This window comes from Arthrobacter sp. NPDC055585 (genome assembly GCF_053619115.1).
This window is the reverse complement of the sequence record NZ_JBSHIT010000002.1, coordinates 157,831-172,286: the sequence shown is the minus strand read 5'-3', so window position 1 is coordinate 172,286 and position 14,456 is coordinate 157,831. Positions and strand designations below refer to the sequence as shown.

19 protein-coding genes are annotated in these 14,456 nt (G+C 64.2%); all 19 read left to right on the top strand.

What is annotated here, in order from left to right; genetic code table 11:
* Positions 1 to 60 precede the first annotated feature (60 nt).
* The 19 genes from ACWGQ2_RS04615 to rplR all read left to right on the top strand — a co-directional run bounded on the left by ACWGQ2_RS04615 (position 61) and on the right by rplR (position 14,430).
* The gene (locus tag ACWGQ2_RS04615; protein WP_452014791.1) at positions 61 to 5,205 is read left to right on the top strand and encodes a hypothetical protein; all 5,145 of its coding nucleotides are present in this window, start codon (positions 61 to 63) and stop codon (positions 5,203 to 5,205) included.
* A 132-nt stretch (positions 5,206 to 5,337) separates the two neighbouring features.
* Entirely contained in the window at positions 5,338 to 5,466 is a 129-nt protein-coding gene (locus ACWGQ2_RS04610; protein WP_452014789.1) for a hypothetical protein, read from the top strand.
* A gap of 507 nt (positions 5,467 to 5,973) precedes the next feature.
* Positions 5,974 to 6,282 (top strand): 30S ribosomal protein S10, encoded by a 309-nt coding sequence (gene rpsJ / locus ACWGQ2_RS04605; protein ID WP_003803825.1) that lies wholly within the window; start codon positions 5,974 to 5,976, stop codon positions 6,280 to 6,282.
* Positions 6,283 to 6,298: 16 nt separating this feature from the next.
* Positions 6,299 to 6,955, top strand: a complete 657-nt coding sequence (gene rplC, locus ACWGQ2_RS04600) for a 50S ribosomal protein L3 (RefSeq protein ID WP_055239346.1) — start codon at positions 6,299 to 6,301, stop codon at positions 6,953 to 6,955.
* Between the two features lie 4 nt (positions 6,956 to 6,959).
* Positions 6,960 to 7,574 carry a 50S ribosomal protein L4 gene (rplD, locus tag ACWGQ2_RS04595; RefSeq protein WP_152226477.1) on the top strand — a complete coding sequence of 205 codons (615 nt, stop codon included), beginning with the start codon at positions 6,960 to 6,962 and terminating at the stop codon, positions 7,572 to 7,574.
* Positions 7,571 to 7,876 carry a 50S ribosomal protein L23 gene (gene rplW / locus ACWGQ2_RS04590; protein WP_055239348.1) on the top strand — a complete coding sequence of 102 codons (306 nt, stop codon included), beginning with the start codon at positions 7,571 to 7,573 and terminating at the stop codon, positions 7,874 to 7,876. The genes rplD and rplW overlap by 4 nt, the downstream gene beginning before the upstream one ends.
* 30 nt (positions 7,877 to 7,906) lie before the next feature.
* A complete protein-coding gene (gene rplB / locus ACWGQ2_RS04585) occupies positions 7,907 to 8,746 on the top strand; it encodes a 50S ribosomal protein L2 (protein ID WP_055239349.1) in 840 nt (279 codons plus the stop codon).
* Between the two features lie 12 nt (positions 8,747 to 8,758).
* Positions 8,759 to 9,040, top strand: a complete 282-nt coding sequence (gene rpsS, locus ACWGQ2_RS04580) for a 30S ribosomal protein S19 (protein ID WP_055239350.1) — start codon at positions 8,759 to 8,761, stop codon at positions 9,038 to 9,040.
* A gap of 38 nt (positions 9,041 to 9,078) precedes the next feature.
* Positions 9,079 to 9,444 (top strand): 50S ribosomal protein L22, encoded by a 366-nt coding sequence (gene rplV / locus ACWGQ2_RS04575; RefSeq protein ID WP_055239351.1) that lies wholly within the window; start codon positions 9,079 to 9,081, stop codon positions 9,442 to 9,444.
* The gene (rpsC, locus tag ACWGQ2_RS04570; protein WP_055239352.1) at positions 9,445 to 10,272 is read left to right on the top strand and encodes a 30S ribosomal protein S3; all 828 of its coding nucleotides are present in this window, start codon (positions 9,445 to 9,447) and stop codon (positions 10,270 to 10,272) included.
* A complete protein-coding gene (gene rplP / locus ACWGQ2_RS04565; protein ID WP_055239353.1) occupies positions 10,273 to 10,689 on the top strand; it encodes a 50S ribosomal protein L16 in 417 nt (138 codons plus the stop codon).
* 2 nt (positions 10,690 to 10,691) lie between these two features.
* Positions 10,692 to 11,012: a 50S ribosomal protein L29 gene (gene rpmC / locus ACWGQ2_RS04560; RefSeq protein ID WP_055239354.1), complete on the top strand. Its 321-nt coding sequence runs from the start codon at positions 10,692 to 10,694 to the stop codon at positions 11,010 to 11,012.
* A complete protein-coding gene (gene rpsQ / locus ACWGQ2_RS04555; RefSeq protein WP_055239355.1) occupies positions 11,009 to 11,314 on the top strand; it encodes a 30S ribosomal protein S17 in 306 nt (101 codons plus the stop codon). The genes rpmC and rpsQ overlap by 4 nt, the downstream gene beginning before the upstream one ends.
* Before the next feature lie 389 nt (positions 11,315 to 11,703).
* Complete coding sequence (gene rplN, locus ACWGQ2_RS04550) at positions 11,704 to 12,072, top strand: 50S ribosomal protein L14 (protein WP_055239356.1); 369 nt, start codon at positions 11,704 to 11,706, stop codon at positions 12,070 to 12,072.
* A gap of 3 nt (positions 12,073 to 12,075) precedes the next feature.
* Complete coding sequence (rplX, locus tag ACWGQ2_RS04545) at positions 12,076 to 12,435, top strand: 50S ribosomal protein L24 (protein WP_055239357.1); 360 nt, start codon at positions 12,076 to 12,078, stop codon at positions 12,433 to 12,435.
* Entirely contained in the window at positions 12,435 to 13,004 is a 570-nt protein-coding gene (gene rplE, locus ACWGQ2_RS04540; RefSeq protein WP_055239358.1) for a 50S ribosomal protein L5, read from the top strand. Before rplX ends, rplE begins: the two co-directional genes overlap by 1 nt.
* An 86-nt stretch (positions 13,005 to 13,090) precedes the next feature.
* Positions 13,091 to 13,489 (top strand): 30S ribosomal protein S8, encoded by a 399-nt coding sequence (gene rpsH / locus ACWGQ2_RS04535; RefSeq protein ID WP_091602669.1) that lies wholly within the window; start codon positions 13,091 to 13,093, stop codon positions 13,487 to 13,489.
* A gap of 18 nt (positions 13,490 to 13,507) precedes the next feature.
* A complete protein-coding gene (rplF, locus tag ACWGQ2_RS04530) occupies positions 13,508 to 14,044 on the top strand; it encodes a 50S ribosomal protein L6 (protein ID WP_055239360.1) in 537 nt (178 codons plus the stop codon).
* Between the two features lie 2 nt (positions 14,045 to 14,046).
* Positions 14,047 to 14,430, top strand: coding sequence for a 50S ribosomal protein L18 (rplR, locus tag ACWGQ2_RS04525; protein ID WP_091602676.1), 384 nt, complete (start codon positions 14,047 to 14,049; stop codon positions 14,428 to 14,430).
* Positions 14,431 to 14,456: the final 26 nt, after the last annotated feature.

Genomic DNA, 14,456 nt, shown 5'->3' with positions numbered 1-14,456 from the left:
GATTTGGAAAGGCACCTTAGGATAAGCGGGTCTTTACGTTTAGGGGGAAAGCAGCAGGTCATGGGGGAGTTCATCATTTTTCTGGTCGTTGCCGCGGCTGGATTCGCAGTGGGCAGGCTGACGTCGCGCAAGGGCGCCGGCGCTTCCTCCGGCTACCCGTACGGAAGCGGGCTGCCGCATCCGGCCCGGATCTTCGAAGAGGGCTACGAGGCAGGCCGCCGGGAAGCGGCCCTCGCCCAGCAGGGCGCCCGGAGTGCGGGTGCGGGGACGAATTCTTCGGACACACCGGGAGCCTTTCTGCCACCGCCGGCGCCGCCGGCGCAGCCGTACCCCCGGCAGCACCGGCCCCAGCCGCTGCCCCCGCAGCCGCTTCCCGGGGGACTGCTTCCTCCCGGACCGCTGCCTGAGACGCGGCGGCCCTCCCAGCCGTCGGCCGAAACACCTCAGCGGGCAGCTCAGGGCCAGGCACCTGCACACCCTGCACCGCCGCAGCATCCCACCCCGGATGCCCCGGCACAGCTGCCCGGGCATCCGCTGCTGCCCGCTGCCGCCGGTCCCGGTGCGCCGCGTCCCGAAAACCCGGTGCCGGCAGTCCCCGGTGCCGGAGACCACCCCCGGGCCGTTCCGCCCGCTGCCGCTCCCCGGACAGCGGCGGAACTGGCCGCAGAGAAACGCCGCAGGGACCTGCGCAACATCAACATCACGCTGTATTCGGGAAGCCTCCTGCTCGTGGCCGCTGCGGCGCTGTTCATCGGGATTTCGATTCCCGAACAGGCACGGTTCGCCGGCGTGGCCCTGATGACCGCGCTTTTCTATGCCTCGGGACTGGTCATCCATTCCCGGAAGAAGAGCCTGCGCCCGGCAGCAGTCGCCTTTACCGGAACAGGCCTGGCTCTGATCCCCGTCGTGGGACTGGCCTTCTACAACCTCATCCTCCCGGATCCCGTGCTGGCCTGGCTGGCCACCTCACTGGCCGGCACAGCGGCCTTTGCCTACGCAGCTGCCCGGCTGGAGAGCCGGGTAGTGACGTATCTCGCACTGACCTTCCTGCTCTCCACCGCACTGGCATCCGGTGCCTCACTCCGCTCAGGCATTCTCTGGTACTTCATCAGCACGGTCCTGCTTGCCACCCTGATTTCTCTTGCTGCAGTTCGCCGGCCGGGCTGGCTGCGGAACATCTACCTTGAAGCATTTGTGGCGTCCCACCGGTTCCTGGTACCTGCCACCGCTGCTGCCGCCGTGCTGACTGCAGCTGAACTGGGGCCGGGATCCCTGGCTGTGCTGTTCCTGGCCATTGCTGCGTACTACGGTGTCCTGGTCTGGCAGGGGCCGCGGAACCAGACGCTCCTGCATACTTACGGACTGCGCGCTGCCGGGGCCGCCGGAATGGTCTTCCTGGTCTTCCACGCTGCTGACAGCTGGCCTGCGGCCCTTCTGGCAGCCGTGATCATAACTGGCATCCAGGTGCCGGCACTGAATGCGGGCAGCGGCCGCTACCTTCGGATGGCTGCCCGGGCGGACCTGCCCGGGGCGGCACAGGCCGGGGATCCGCGTACCGGAGGAGCCACCCGCGGTCCGGGTCAGCGGGGTGCCCGCATCTACGTTGCTGATCTCCTGACCGTTACCGGACTCCAGTTCGTGGCTGGCCTGGCAGCAGCCGTTGCCTATGCACTGAACGCACAGAACGGCACGGGGACCCCGCTGCTTTTCGCAGCGACGGCCACGGTGGTCCAGCTAACCCTGTGCACGGTGGCCTGGCGGCTTTCACAGCACGCCGAGTATGTTGCACCTGCCGGTGTACTGCTGCCGGCCGTGGCCTGCCTGCTCACCGGCACCGCCGAACTGTGGCCGGTACTGGTGAACCTGGGCATACTGACCGCTTTCTTTGTTCTGCGGGCAGCGCGCTCCCAGGGTTCAGGACGAGCCGCTTTTGTACTGGCAGCCCGTGCATCGGCGGCGGTGGGGCTGCCCCTGACCGTATTTGCACTCCTGCAGAACGCGGCCCCGGAGAACGCGATGGCCTGGACCCTTGCCGCGGCGTTCCTGGCCGCGGCAGCCAACCAGGCCTGGACGGTGCTGGCGGAAGCCACCGGACGCCGGGAACTTTTCCCGCGGGCGGTACCCGCCGTGTTTGCTTCGGCAGCGCTGCTATGCGCTGCAGCGCTGCGGTTCGAGGAGTTCCCGTCCACGGCATTGGCCCTGACAGCACTCTGGACCGTTGTGCTCCTGAACGCCGTTTACTCGGCTCTGCCGGTAGACAGGGGCCGGGGGAAAACGGCTGTTGCCTATGCACCCGCCGGCTTCCTTTTCGCCGGCGTGCTGGGAGCTGGCCTGCTGGGGGTACGGGGATACGAACTGCTCTGCACCGCAGCGCTGGCCTACTGCGCGCTTCAGTCCTTCAAACCGGCAGTGCCAAGGCTCCGGGGCTGGTACTTTGCGGCAGGACAAGTCCTGCTGACAGTCCTGGCAGGGCTGGTCACCCATGACCTTGGCCTGGGACCGCACAAGGTCTTCGCAGTGGTTGCAGCCGCCCTCGCCGTGCAGCTTGCAGCACGCACCGTTCTAGGCGCTAGGCTGGAGGGCTTCGGGCCTGTTCATGGACTGCGCTGGGGCACCCTGCTGGCGCTGGCCGCCACGGCGCCGGCGTACTACCTGGTCCTCTCCCCGGAAACCGAGCAGCAGACGGGCAGCATGCTCCTGCTCATCGCCGCTGCGGGGGCCGTGCTTACCCAGGTTGCTGCGGCCCTGCGCCGGGCTCCGGCCGAAGCGCTGCGCTCCGAACCGGCTGCAGCGGCTGCCTTGGTTTTCCTGCTGTGCGCGGGAATGCGTGTGGTGGAAGGACAGACAACCACTCTGACCCTAGCTGTGCTGTGGGTGGCGTTTGCGGCCAACCTGACTACTGCTGCCCTGCACCGGTACGGTGTCCTTGCTTTCCTGGCACCGGGCGGATTCCTGGCAGCGATGCTGCTGGGTACCGGGATCCTGGGCCTGCGCGGCTACGAGCTGCTCCTTGCGGCTGCGCTCGCCTACTGCGCGGCAATGGTCCGGGACCGGGCCAGCCGGGCCCGGGGGATCTACCTCGCCGGTGCCCAGGGCGCCGGCGCAGTCCTGGCCGCTCTGCTGGCAGCCGATGTATCAGGACATTCCACTGCGGTCTTCTTCGCTGCCCTGGGCATAGCCCTGGCAGCCGGCCAGATTCTGCGGACAGTCCTTCACCGGCGTGTACACCCCCTCGGGTCGGCTGAGCCGCTGCGCTGGGGCGGCCTGGTTGCCCTTGTCCTGGTGCCGGTGGTCTACATGCAGTTCGGGGGGACCGAACCGGCTGCCCTGCTCATTACGGTGCTCAGCGCGGCAGCCGCGTTCACCGCGGCCCAGCTCGACGCTGCACGGAGGACCTTCCGCAAAGCTGCGCTGCCCAATACCGCCGAACTGGTCCTGGCCGCTGCCGTGGCCGTGCTGCTTGCCGTGCCAGCCGTGCGGCTGATTGAGGGCCCGTACGCGGCATGGGCGCTGGGCCTGCTCTGGCTCGGGCTTGGTGCGAACATTGCAGCATCGCTGCTGCTGGGCCCGGGCCGCTGGGAGGCCCTCGCCGCCGGAGGATTCGCCGGAGCAGCCCTCACGGGAGCAGGGCTGCTGGGTCTTCGCGGCTACGAACTGCTGGTCCTGGCCGCCCTGGCCTGTGCGCTGTTCCTTGCCCGGCTCAGGCAGCCGCGCCGCGGGCAGTATCTGCTGGCCGCGCAGCTGCTCACGGCCGTGCTGGCGGTACTGCTGGCGGCCGATGCGGGAGCGGACATCCACGGCGTCGTCGCTGCCGGAGCTGCGGCGGGAGCCGCAGCCCAGCTGGCGCGTACCGTCCTGGAACCGCGGCAGGCAGGTCCCTGGGCCCGGGCCGCGCTGTGGACCAGCATGGGACTCCTGGTCTTCGCCCCCGTTCTCTATGCTGCGCTTGCCCCGGGGGAGATCCAGCGGGACGTGACCGCGCTGCTGCTGCTTCTGCTCCTGGCCGTCAGCGCGGCCGGATACGCCCGTACCACCCGCGCTGCGGCCCTGTACCCAGGGCTGTACGCCCTCGGAGCGCTGCCGCTGGTGCTTTCGGATGTCCTGCGGTTCGGGATCGGCGGTCTGCTTCCGGATCCGGCCGTGCCGGTGGTGGCAGCGGGACTGGTCCTTGCCGCGCTGGCGGCAGCGGCACTCACGGGGGAGGCCAGGGCCCGGGACGCCTCGCTAAGGACTGCGCTGCTCGGTGCCTGTGTTGCCTATTGCGCGGCTGTGCCGGCTGCAGCCGCAGCATCCGGCGGCAACCTGCTGCTTGCGGCACTGGCCCCGGCCGTGCTCAGCGCCGGCGCACTGACGGTTTCCCATTCCCGGGGCATCCCCTGGCTGGCTGCAGGGACACCTCCGCTGCTGTTCGGTGCAGCAGCACTGGCTGCAGCCGGGTTTGAGCAGGAGATCCTTCCCCGGCCCTTCCCGCCGGGCTATGAGCTGCTCTGGACTGTCTGGGCCACGGCGCTTGTCCTCCAGGCGGTGCGGCTTCTGCTGTCCCTCGGCGAAAATGCATCCCCGCTGCGGCTGAGGATCCTCGGGGCGGCGTCCTCTCTGATCCTGCTTACCGGCGCGGTTCCGGCAATGGCTGAATACAACAGCTCCGCTGTAGCCGGGTCCCTCACGCTGCTCGCGGCGCTGGCTCTGGCGGTGAGGGAAACGCCGCAGACCAGCCGAGAGACGGCGATTGAGGCAGGATGCCTTCTCGCTGCCCTGGCCGTTGAACGGATTGTGTGGTTTGTGCTTGGCGGCGCGGGATGGTTCTGGTCCGTGCAGTACTGGGCCGTTGTGCTGGCGGCCCTGGCCGGGTGGGAATACCTGCGCCGGCGCCAGGTCCGGGGGACTGTGCTGCTGGGGGCCGCAGCGGTAATCCTTTCGGGAAGCGGGCTGATCACCGCGGTCTCAGGCGGAACGGGGGAGCAGCTCTGGGCCCTCGTGGCCCACGCCGGACTCCTTGTCTTCGGCCTGCTTGCAAGCAGGAAGCTGTTCACCATCTGGGGTGCCTCAGGCGTGGCACTGGCGGTGCTCTGGTACCTGCGCGGCTACACCTTCCTGCTGCTGGCCCTGCTTGCGGCAGGATTGATCGCCCTGGCTGTCTGGCGCCTGAGCCGCGTACGTACGGCAGCTGAGCAGGAATCCGAGGAAGTCCTGGAGGAACGCTGATACTGCTCCGGGCTGGTGGCGTGCAGCCAGACCGGGGAAAGGGGAAGAGCCGCGTGCCCGTGGAATTCGGGCCGGAGAACCAGGGCCGTGCGGGACCTGACAAGGTGCAGTGCGCTCCGATAGGCTCGGTGGATGGAACTTCTCATCTTCTTGGTCGTGGCTGCTGCAGTTGTAGGCGGCCTCGCCTGGGGCCGGCGCCACTTCTCATCAGAGATTGACCGGGCCAAGCGCATCCGCCGGGCCAACCGGAACGAGCCCTAGGCTCCGCACGCCGGCCCGGTCCGAATTTCAGCACCGAACCGCGCTCGGCTAGACTGGGAGAAAATGACTCGCCACGGATCGGGCAATCCCGGCTCGCGGCGAATCCATATGCTAGACGCCAGAGGCAGCTGACGGACGCTGATTCGCGTTCTGCGCATACTTCTGGCAGACTAGAGAAGTTGTTCAAGCGCTTTTGTGCCCGCACGCGCTGAGCAGGCCGCGAAAACGGCACTGTGTGCGTGATGAGATTGCGTCCCGGTCAGGATAATGCCTGGCGCAGGGTCGGATCCTTCAGGGGAAAAGCCCATATATAACCCGCCCCCATTCTTGAACGGGTGTTGCCAGTTTCGAATCTGCGACACGCCCGAGCGCGGGGGTCGGAGCCTCGGCAGGTTGAGGAACCCGGAGCTTCCGGATTCAGCTTGTTGGAGGAGCGCCGGGGCCAACATGGCCGCCAGGGGCAAAAACTGTACAGAGAGCAATACTCGAAGAAAGAGGCACGACGCCATGGCGGGACAAAAAATCCGCATCCGGCTGAAGTCGTATGACCACGAGGTCATCGACGTATCAGCACGGAAGATCGTTGAGACGGTCACGCGTGCAGGCGCAACGGTAGTAGGCCCCGTGCCGCTGCCCACGGAAAAGAACGTGTACTGCGTTATCCGTTCGCCGCACAAGTACAAGGACAGCCGCGAGCACTTTGAAATGCGCACGCACAAGCGTCTGATCGACATCATTGACCCCACGCCTAAGGCCGTTGACTCGCTGATGCGTCTTGACCTGCCTGCAGACGTGAACATCGAAATCAAGCTGTAGGGGGGAGCAGATACTTATGTCTTCTTCACTTACCCGCCAGGTTAAGGGCCTCCTGGGCACCAAGCTGGGCATGACCCAGGTCTGGGACGAGAACAACAAGCTCATCCCCGTCACCGTGGTCCAGGCTGATTCCAACGTCATCACCCAGCTGCGCAATGCGGAGAAGGACGGCTACACCGCCGTTCAGATCGGCTACGGCCAGATCGATCCCCGCAAGGTCACCAAGCCGCTGGCCGGCCACTTCGAGAAGGCCGGCGTTACGCCGCGCCGCCACGTTGTTGAGCTGCGCACCGCTGACGCTGACACCTACGAGCTCGGCCAGGAACTCTCCGTTGAGATGTTCGAAGCCGGCCAGAAGGTCGACGTCGTCGGTACCTCCAAGGGCAAGGGCTTCGCCGGTGTTATGAAGCGTCACGGCTTCCACGGCGTCGGCGCTTCCCACGGTGCCCACAAGAACCACCGCAAGCCCGGCTCCATCGGTGGCGCATCCACCCCCGGCCGCGTCTTCAAGGGTCTTCGGATGGCCGGCCGCATGGGCGCCGTCCGCCACACCACGATGAACCTCACCGTCCACGCTGTGGATACCGAGAAGTCGCTGCTGCTGATCAAGGGTGCCGTTCCCGGCGCCCGCGGCCAGGTCGTCCTCGTACGCACCGCCGTGAAGGGAGCTTAGTCTCATGGCTAACAAAGCAACTGTTGAATTCCCCGCAGCAATCTTCGACGTTCAGACGAACGTTCCGCTGCTGCACCAGGTAGTTGTGGCCCAGCTTGCTGCTGCCCGCCAGGGTACGCACAAGACCAAGACCCGCGCCGAAGTTTCCGGTGCAGGCCGCAAGCCGTTCAAGCAGAAGGGCACCGGCCGCGCCCGTCAGGGTTCAATCCGTGCTCCTCACATGACCGGTGGCGGCGTTGTCCACGGACCGACGCCCCGCGACTACAGCCAGCGCACCCCCAAGAAGATGATTGCCGCCGCACTGCGCGGAGCACTCTCTGACCGGGCACGCAACGGCCGCATCCACGTGCTGGAAACCCTGGTTGCCGGCGAAACGCCGTCGACCAAGGCTGCACGCGAAGCGCTGCGTTCACTTACCGACCGCAAGAACATGCTCGTTGTTATCGAGCGCGCCAACGATGTTGCTGCACTGTCCGTGCGCAACCTCACCGATGTTCACGTGATCTACGTAGATCAGCTGAACACCTACGACGTGCTTGTTGCTGACGACGTGGTCTTCACCCAGGCCGCCTACGACGAGTTCGTCGGCAAGAACACTGTCAAGGAGGACGCCAAGTGAGCGCGACCACCGCAAAGGACCCTCGCGACGTGGTGCTTGCACCCGTCGTCTCGGAAAAGAGCTACGGCCTGATCGACGAAGGTAAGTACACCTTCCTGGTCGACCCCCGCTCGAACAAGACCGAGATCAAGCTGGCCGTGGAGAAGATTTTCTCCGTCAAGGTCGACTCGATCAACACCATCAACCGTGCCGGTAAGCGCAAGCGCACCAAATTCGGATGGGGACAGCGCAAGAGCACCAAGCGTGCGATTGTCACCCTGAAGGAAGGCACAATCGACATCTTCGGCGGTCCGCTCAGCTAGGGCGGAGACCACTTTAACGAGGAATAAATAATGGGAATCCGTAAATACAAGCCGACTACCCCGGGCCGCCGCGGCTCGAGCGTAGCCGACTTCACCGAAATCACGCGGTCGACGCCGGAAAAGTCGCTGGTGCGTCCGCTGCCCAAAAAGGGCGGCCGTAACAACACCGGCAAGATCACGACCAGGCACAAGGGTGGCGGACACAAGCGCCAGTACCGCCTGATCGACTTCCGCCGGCACGACAAGGACGGCGTCAACGCTCGCGTTGCCGAGATCGAATACGATCCGAACCGTACCGCCCGTATCGCGCTGCTGCACTACGTTGATGGCACCAAGCGTTACATCATTGCGCCGAACAAGCTCAAGCAGGGCGATTTCGTTGAGGCCGGCGCCGGGGCTGACATCAAGCCCGGCAACAACCTGCCGCTGCGCAACATCCCCGTGGGTACCGTTATCCACGCCGTTGAACTGCGTCCGGGCGGCGGTGCCAAGATGGCCCGCTCCGCCGGTGCATCGGTTCAGCTGGTTGCAAAGGAAGGCCGCTTCGCCCAGCTGCGTCTGCCTTCCGGTGAAATCCGCAACGTCGACGTCCGCTGCCGCGCCACCATTGGCGAGGTCGGCAACGCCGAGCAGTCCAACATCAACTGGGGCAAGGCCGGCCGTATGCGCTGGAAGGGCGTTCGCCCGACCGTCCGCGGTGTCGCCATGAACCCGGTTGACCACCCGCATGGTGGTGGCGAAGGCAAGACCAGTGGTGGACGCCACCCGGTCAACCCGAACGGTAAGCCCGAGGGCCGTACCCGCCGCCCCAACAAAGAGAGCGACAAGCTTATTGTGCGTCGCCGTCGTTCCGGCAAGAACAAGCGATAGGAGCCTGGAAACATGCCACGCAGCCTGAAGAAAGGCCCCTTCGTCGACCAGCACCTCTTCCTTAAGGTGCAGGCCGAAAACGAGAAGGGCACCAAGAACGTCATCAAGACGTGGTCCCGCCGCTCGATGATCATCCCCGACATGCTCGGGCACACGATCGCCGTGCACGACGGACGCAAGCACATTCCGGTGTTTGTCACCGAGTCGATGGTCGGGCACAAGCTCGGCGAATTCGCTCTGACGCGTACATTCCGCGGCCATGTGAAGGACGACCGCAAGGGCAAGCGCCGCTAGGCGCTGCTCTTTCGGCAGAAGACGAGAGAAGGAAAGCAATGGAAGCCAAGGCAATTGCGCGTCATATCCGCGTAACGCCTATGAAGGCCCGGCGCGTCGTCAACCTTGTTCGTGGCAAGCAAGCGAATGAGGCATTGGCAATTCTGAAGTTTGCCCCCCAGGCAGCTTCGGAGCCGGTATTCAAGGTAGTTCAGTCGGCAATGGCCAACGCACGTGTCCTCGCGGACCGCGACGGCGTGGCCTTCGACGAAGGTGACCTCTACATCAGCGAAGCATTCGTTGATGAAGGACCCACCATGAAGCGGTTCCAGCCGCGTGCCCAGGGCCGCGCCTACCGCATCAACAAGCGGACCAGCCACGTCACCGTGGTTGTCGCAACCCCCGAGAACGAGGAGGACCGTTAAGTGGGACAGAAGGTAAACCCGCACGGGTTCCGACTCGGCATCACCACTGACCACGTTTCGCACTGGTTTGCTGACAGCAACAAGCCGGGCCAGCGTTACAAGGACTTCGTCCGCGAGGACATCAAGATCCGTCAGCTGATGTCCACCGGCATGGACCGCGCCGGCATCGCCAAGGTTGAGATCGAGCGCACCCGCGACCGTGTCCGTGTGGATATCCACACCGCACGTCCGGGCATCGTGATCGGCCGCCGCGGCGCCGAAGCAGACCGCATCCGCGGCGAGCTCGAAAAGCTCACCGGCAAGCAGGTTCAGCTGAACATCCTCGAGGTCAAGAACCCCGAGATGGAAGCACAGCTGGTTGCCCAGGGTGTTGCAGAGCAGCTCTCTTCCCGCGTGGCTTTCCGCCGTGCGATGAAGAAGGCAATCCAGTCCGCACAGCGTGCAGGCGCAAAGGGTATTCGTATCCAGTGCTCCGGCCGTCTGGGTGGCGCTGAAATGAGCCGTTCCGAGTTCTACCGCGAAGGCCGTGTGCCCCTGCACACCCTCCGCGCGAACATCGACTACGGCTTCTTCGAAGCCAAGACCACCTTCGGCCGCATCGGCGTGAAGGTTTGGATCTACAAGGGCGACGTCACTTCCAAGGAACTGGCTGCACAGCAGGCTGCTGCACCGTCCCGCGGACGTTCCAACGACCGTCCGGGCCGCGGCCCGGCCGACCGTGGGGACCGTCGTCGTCGTAACGACCGCGGCGACAAGGCCGCCGCGCCTGCTGCAGAGGCTCCGGCCGCTGAGGCAGCTGCCCCCGCAGCAGAAGGAGGACAGGCTTAAATGCTTATCCCACGTCGAGTCAAGTACCGCAAGCAGCACCACCCGGGTCGTTCCGGCGCTGCAACCGGTGGCACCGCTGTCAGCTTCGGTGAATGGGGTATCCAGGCTCTCACGCCTGCATACGTAACCAACCGCCAGATTGAAGCTGCACGTATTGCCATGACGCGCCACATCAAGCGCGGCGGCAAGGTCTGGATCAACATTTACCCGGACCGTCCGCTGACGAAGAAGCCGGCCGAAACCCGCATGGGTTCCGGTAAGGGTTCGCCGGAGTGGTGGGTTGCAAACGTCAAGCCGGGGCGGGTTCTGTTCGAACTCTCCGGTGTTTCCGAAGAGGTAGCTCGCGAGGCACTGCGCCTGGCGATCCATAAGCTGCCGTTGAAGGCACGCATTGTGCGTCGCGAGGGTGGTGAATAGCAATGGCTATCGGTTCAAAGGAACTTGCAACTGATCAGCTGGACGGGTTCGACAACGAGCGTCTCGTTGAAGAACTTCGTAAGGCTAAGGAGGAGCTGTTCAACCTCCGCTTCCAGTCCGCCACCGGGCAGCTGGAGAACAACGGACGGCTCCGTGCCGTAAAGCGCGACATCGCCCGCATCTACACGGTGCTCCGTGAGCGTGAACTGGGAATTCGTCCCGAGGCAGTTGCTCCCGTCGAGGAAGCAGCTCCCGAGAAGAAGAAGTCCAAGAAGAAGGCTGCGGAGTCCGAAGCTGCGGTTGCCGAGGATGATGCCAAATGAGCGAAAACAAGAATGAGGCAGCAGTGACAACTGACGCAAACGGAGCCGATGCCCGCGGGTACCGGAAGACCGCTCGCGGCTACGTGGTCTCCGACAAGATGGACAAGACCATCGTCGTCGAGGTCGAAGACCGCGTGAAGCACGCACTGTACGGCAAGGTTCTTCGCCGCACCGAGAAGCGCAAGGCCCATGACGAGCAGAACGCTGCCGGCATTGGTGACCTCGTGCTGATCGCCGAGACCCGGCCGCTGTCCGCTACCAAGCGGTGGCGCCTGGTCGAGATCATCGAAAAGGCCAAGTAGCCAAACGCCATAAGGCAAAAGCTGCAAAGCACATAACAGGCCGGAGCGTGTGCCGGGGGAGAGGCTGCAAAGCAGCTCCTTCGGCACACAGGCGCCGTCCACAGCGTCAGGGCCCCGGCGGCGGAATCATACGATTTCGTTTCCGGGGCCCTTTCGCGGTAAACTTGAAATCTTGTCTGTGTGGTGCGGAAGCATGTCCTCTTATGGATGCCCTTCCTCACCGCCGAATAAGACAAAAGCCCGATAATCTTGTTCAGCATGGTGCTGCGGCTTGCGCTGCAGAGCGGCCCGTAGGGGCCGGTGCTGAGTACCAGTATTACGGGGTCCACCCATATCCGTTCCGCAAGGCTCAGAAGCACTGAGAACCGGCGCGACGACAGGAGTAATAAGTGATTCAGCAGGAGTCGCGACTGAAGGTCGCCGACAACACGGGTGCCAAGGAAATCTTGACCATCCGCGTTCTCGGTGGATCCGGCCGTCGCTACGCAGGCATTGGCGACACCATTGTTGCCACCGTCAAGGATGCAATTCCCGGCGGCAACGTCAAGAAGGGCGATGTGGTCAAGGCCGTCATCGTCCGTACCAAGAAGGAACGCCGCCGCCAGGACGGTTCCTACATCAAGTTCGATGAGAACGCTGCAGTGATCTTGAAGAATGACGGTGACCCCCGCGGTACCCGTATCTTCGGCCCGGTCGGCCGCGAACTTCGCGACAAGAAGTTCATGAAGATCATTTCGCTGGCTCCGGAGGTGCTGTAGATCATGGCAAAGATCAAGAAGGGTGACCTGGTTCAGGTCATCACCGGTGCCAAGGCTGAGCGCGGCGGAGACCGCGGCAAGCAGGGCAAGGTTCTGAAGGTTTTCCCGGAGACCAACCGCGTGCTCGTTGAGGGCATCAACCGCGTCACCAAGCACACCAAGGTTGGCCAGTCCTCCCGCGGTTCCAAGACCGGAGGCATCGAGGTTGTTGAGGCCCCGATCCACGTTTCCAACGTGGCCGTCGTGGATCCCGAGACGAAGAAGCCCACCCGTGTTGGCTACCGCACCGAAATCGTCGAAAAAGACGGCCGGACCCGCACCGTGCGCATCCGCGTCGCCAAGGGCTCTGGGAAGGACCTCTAATGACTGAGACTGTCACCAAGATCGTTCCCCGTCTGAAGACCCGCTACGCAGCGGAAATCAAGCAGACTCTGCAGGACGAATTCAACTACGCAAACGTCAACCAGGTTCCGCGCCTCGTCAAGGTCGTTGTGAACATGGGTGTTGGAGATGCCGCCAAGGACTCCAAGCTCATTGACGGTGCTGTTCGCGACCTGACGGCCATCACCGGCCAGAAGCCGCAGATCACCAAGGCACGCAAGTCGATCGCACAGTTCAAGCTGCGCGAAGGCATGCCGATCGGTGCGCACGCTACGCTGCGCGGCGACCGCATGTGGGAATTCGTGGACCGCCTGGTTACCCTGGCGCTCCCGCGTATCCGCGACTTCCGCGGCCTGAGCGGCAAGCAGTTCGACGGCAACGGCAACTACACGTTCGGTCTGACCGAGCAGTCGATGTTCCACGAAATCGATCAGGACAAGATCGACCGCGTACGCGGCATGGACATCACCGTGGTTACCACCGCCAAGACCGATGACGAGGGACGCGCGCTGCTGAAGGCGCTCGGCTTCCCGTTCAAATCCGAAGATTAATTACTACGTAAAAGGTCTGTTGCACAACGCGGGGCACGCTCCGCGCCGAGCAGCAGAAACCGTTACGAGGGAGGGCTAGAGCCCACATGACAATGACAGATCCTGTCGCAGACATGCTCACGCGTCTGCGCAATGCAAACTCGGCATACCACGATTCCGTGTCCATGCCGTACAGCAAGCTGAAGGCACGCGTTGCCGACATCCTGAAGGCCGAGGGTTACATCTCGGGCTGGAAGGAAGAAGAGGCACAGGTTGGCAAGACGCTGACCCTGGACCTCAAGTTCGGTCCGAACCGCGAGCGTTCGATCGCCGGCGTACGCCGCATCTCCAAGCCGGGCCTGCGTGTATACGCAAAGTCCACCAACCTGCCGCGCGTTCTCGGTGGGCTGGGTATCGCCATCCTGTCGACGTCGTCAGGTCTGCTGACCGACCGCCAGGCCGCCAAGAAGGGTGTGGGTGGGGAAGTCCTCGCCTACGTCTGGTAGCAGGGAAGGGAAAGAATAATGTCACGTATTGGACGTCTGCCCATCTCTGTCCCCGCCGGTGTCGACGTTGCCATTGATGGCAACACCGTCACGGTCAAGGGTTCCAAGGGCGAGCTGAGCCACGTTGTGCCCAGCCCGATCTCGGTTTCCATGGACGAGAACACCATCACCGTCGCCCGCCCCAATGACGAGCGCGAATCCCGTTCCCTTCACGGCCTGACCCGCACCCTGATCTCCAACATGATCACCGGTGTGACCGAGGGCTACAAGAAGGACCTGGAAATCGTTGGCACCGGTTACCGCGTGCAGGCCAAGGGCTCGGACCTCGAGTTCGCCCTGGGCTACAGCCACCCGGTTTCCGTGAAGGCTCCGGAGGGCATCACGCTCACCGTCACGGGCCCCACGAAGCTCACCGTTTCCGGCATCGACAAGCAGCAGGTGGGCGAGGTTTCCGCCAACATCCGCAAGCTGCGCAAGCCTGACCCCTACAAGGGCAAGGGCATTCGTTACGCCGGCGAGATTGTCCGCCGCAAGGTCGGAAAGGCTGGTAAGTAATCATGGCCATCAGCATCAATAAGAAGCGCAATTCCAAGAGCAAGTCCGCTTCCCGGAGCCGCCGCCAGCTGCGGATCCGCAAGCGCATTGCCGGCACCGCGGCCCGTCCGCGCCTGGTCGTCAACCGCTCTGCCCGCCACGTATTCGTCCAGGTTGTCGATGACAGCCGCGGCGTAACCGTTGCATCCGCGTCCACCATGGAAGCAGATCTGCGTTCCATGGAGGGCGACAAGACTGCCAAGTCCAAGCGCGTCGGCGAGCTCGTTGCCGAACGTGCCAAGGCTGCCGGCGTCGAAGCCGTGGTGTTTGACCGCGGCGGCAACCGCTACCACGGCCGCATCGCGGCTGTCGCAGACGGCGCACGTGAAGGTGGGCTGGCACTGTGACCGAGGCAAACAAGGAAAAGGAAAAT

Coding starts and splice junctions, on each gene's coding strand:
- ACWGQ2_RS04615 (WP_452014791.1), top strand. CDS start 61: ATGGGGGAGTTCATCATTTTTCTGGTCGTTGCCGCGGCTGGATTCGCA.
- ACWGQ2_RS04610 (WP_452014789.1), top strand. CDS start 5,338: ATGGAACTTCTCATCTTCTTGGTCGTGGCTGCTGCAGTTGTAGGCGGC.
- rpsJ (WP_003803825.1), top strand. CDS start 5,974: ATGGCGGGACAAAAAATCCGCATCCGGCTGAAGTCGTATGACCACGAG.
- rplC (WP_055239346.1), top strand. CDS start 6,299: ATGTCTTCTTCACTTACCCGCCAGGTTAAGGGCCTCCTGGGCACCAAG.
- rplD (WP_152226477.1), top strand. CDS start 6,960: ATGGCTAACAAAGCAACTGTTGAATTCCCCGCAGCAATCTTCGACGTT.
- rplB (WP_055239349.1), top strand. CDS start 7,907: ATGGGAATCCGTAAATACAAGCCGACTACCCCGGGCCGCCGCGGCTCG.
- rpsS (WP_055239350.1), top strand. CDS start 8,759: ATGCCACGCAGCCTGAAGAAAGGCCCCTTCGTCGACCAGCACCTCTTC.
- rplV (WP_055239351.1), top strand. CDS start 9,079: ATGGAAGCCAAGGCAATTGCGCGTCATATCCGCGTAACGCCTATGAAG.
- rplP (WP_055239353.1), top strand. CDS start 10,273: ATGCTTATCCCACGTCGAGTCAAGTACCGCAAGCAGCACCACCCGGGT.
- rpmC (WP_055239354.1), top strand. CDS start 10,692: ATGGCTATCGGTTCAAAGGAACTTGCAACTGATCAGCTGGACGGGTTC.
- rpsQ (WP_055239355.1), top strand. CDS start 11,009: ATGAGCGAAAACAAGAATGAGGCAGCAGTGACAACTGACGCAAACGGA.
- rplX (WP_055239357.1), top strand. CDS start 12,076: ATGGCAAAGATCAAGAAGGGTGACCTGGTTCAGGTCATCACCGGTGCC.
- rplE (WP_055239358.1), top strand. CDS start 12,435: ATGACTGAGACTGTCACCAAGATCGTTCCCCGTCTGAAGACCCGCTAC.
- rpsH (WP_091602669.1), top strand. CDS start 13,091: ATGACAATGACAGATCCTGTCGCAGACATGCTCACGCGTCTGCGCAAT.
- rplF (WP_055239360.1), top strand. CDS start 13,508: ATGTCACGTATTGGACGTCTGCCCATCTCTGTCCCCGCCGGTGTCGAC.
- rplR (WP_091602676.1), top strand. CDS start 14,047: ATGGCCATCAGCATCAATAAGAAGCGCAATTCCAAGAGCAAGTCCGCT.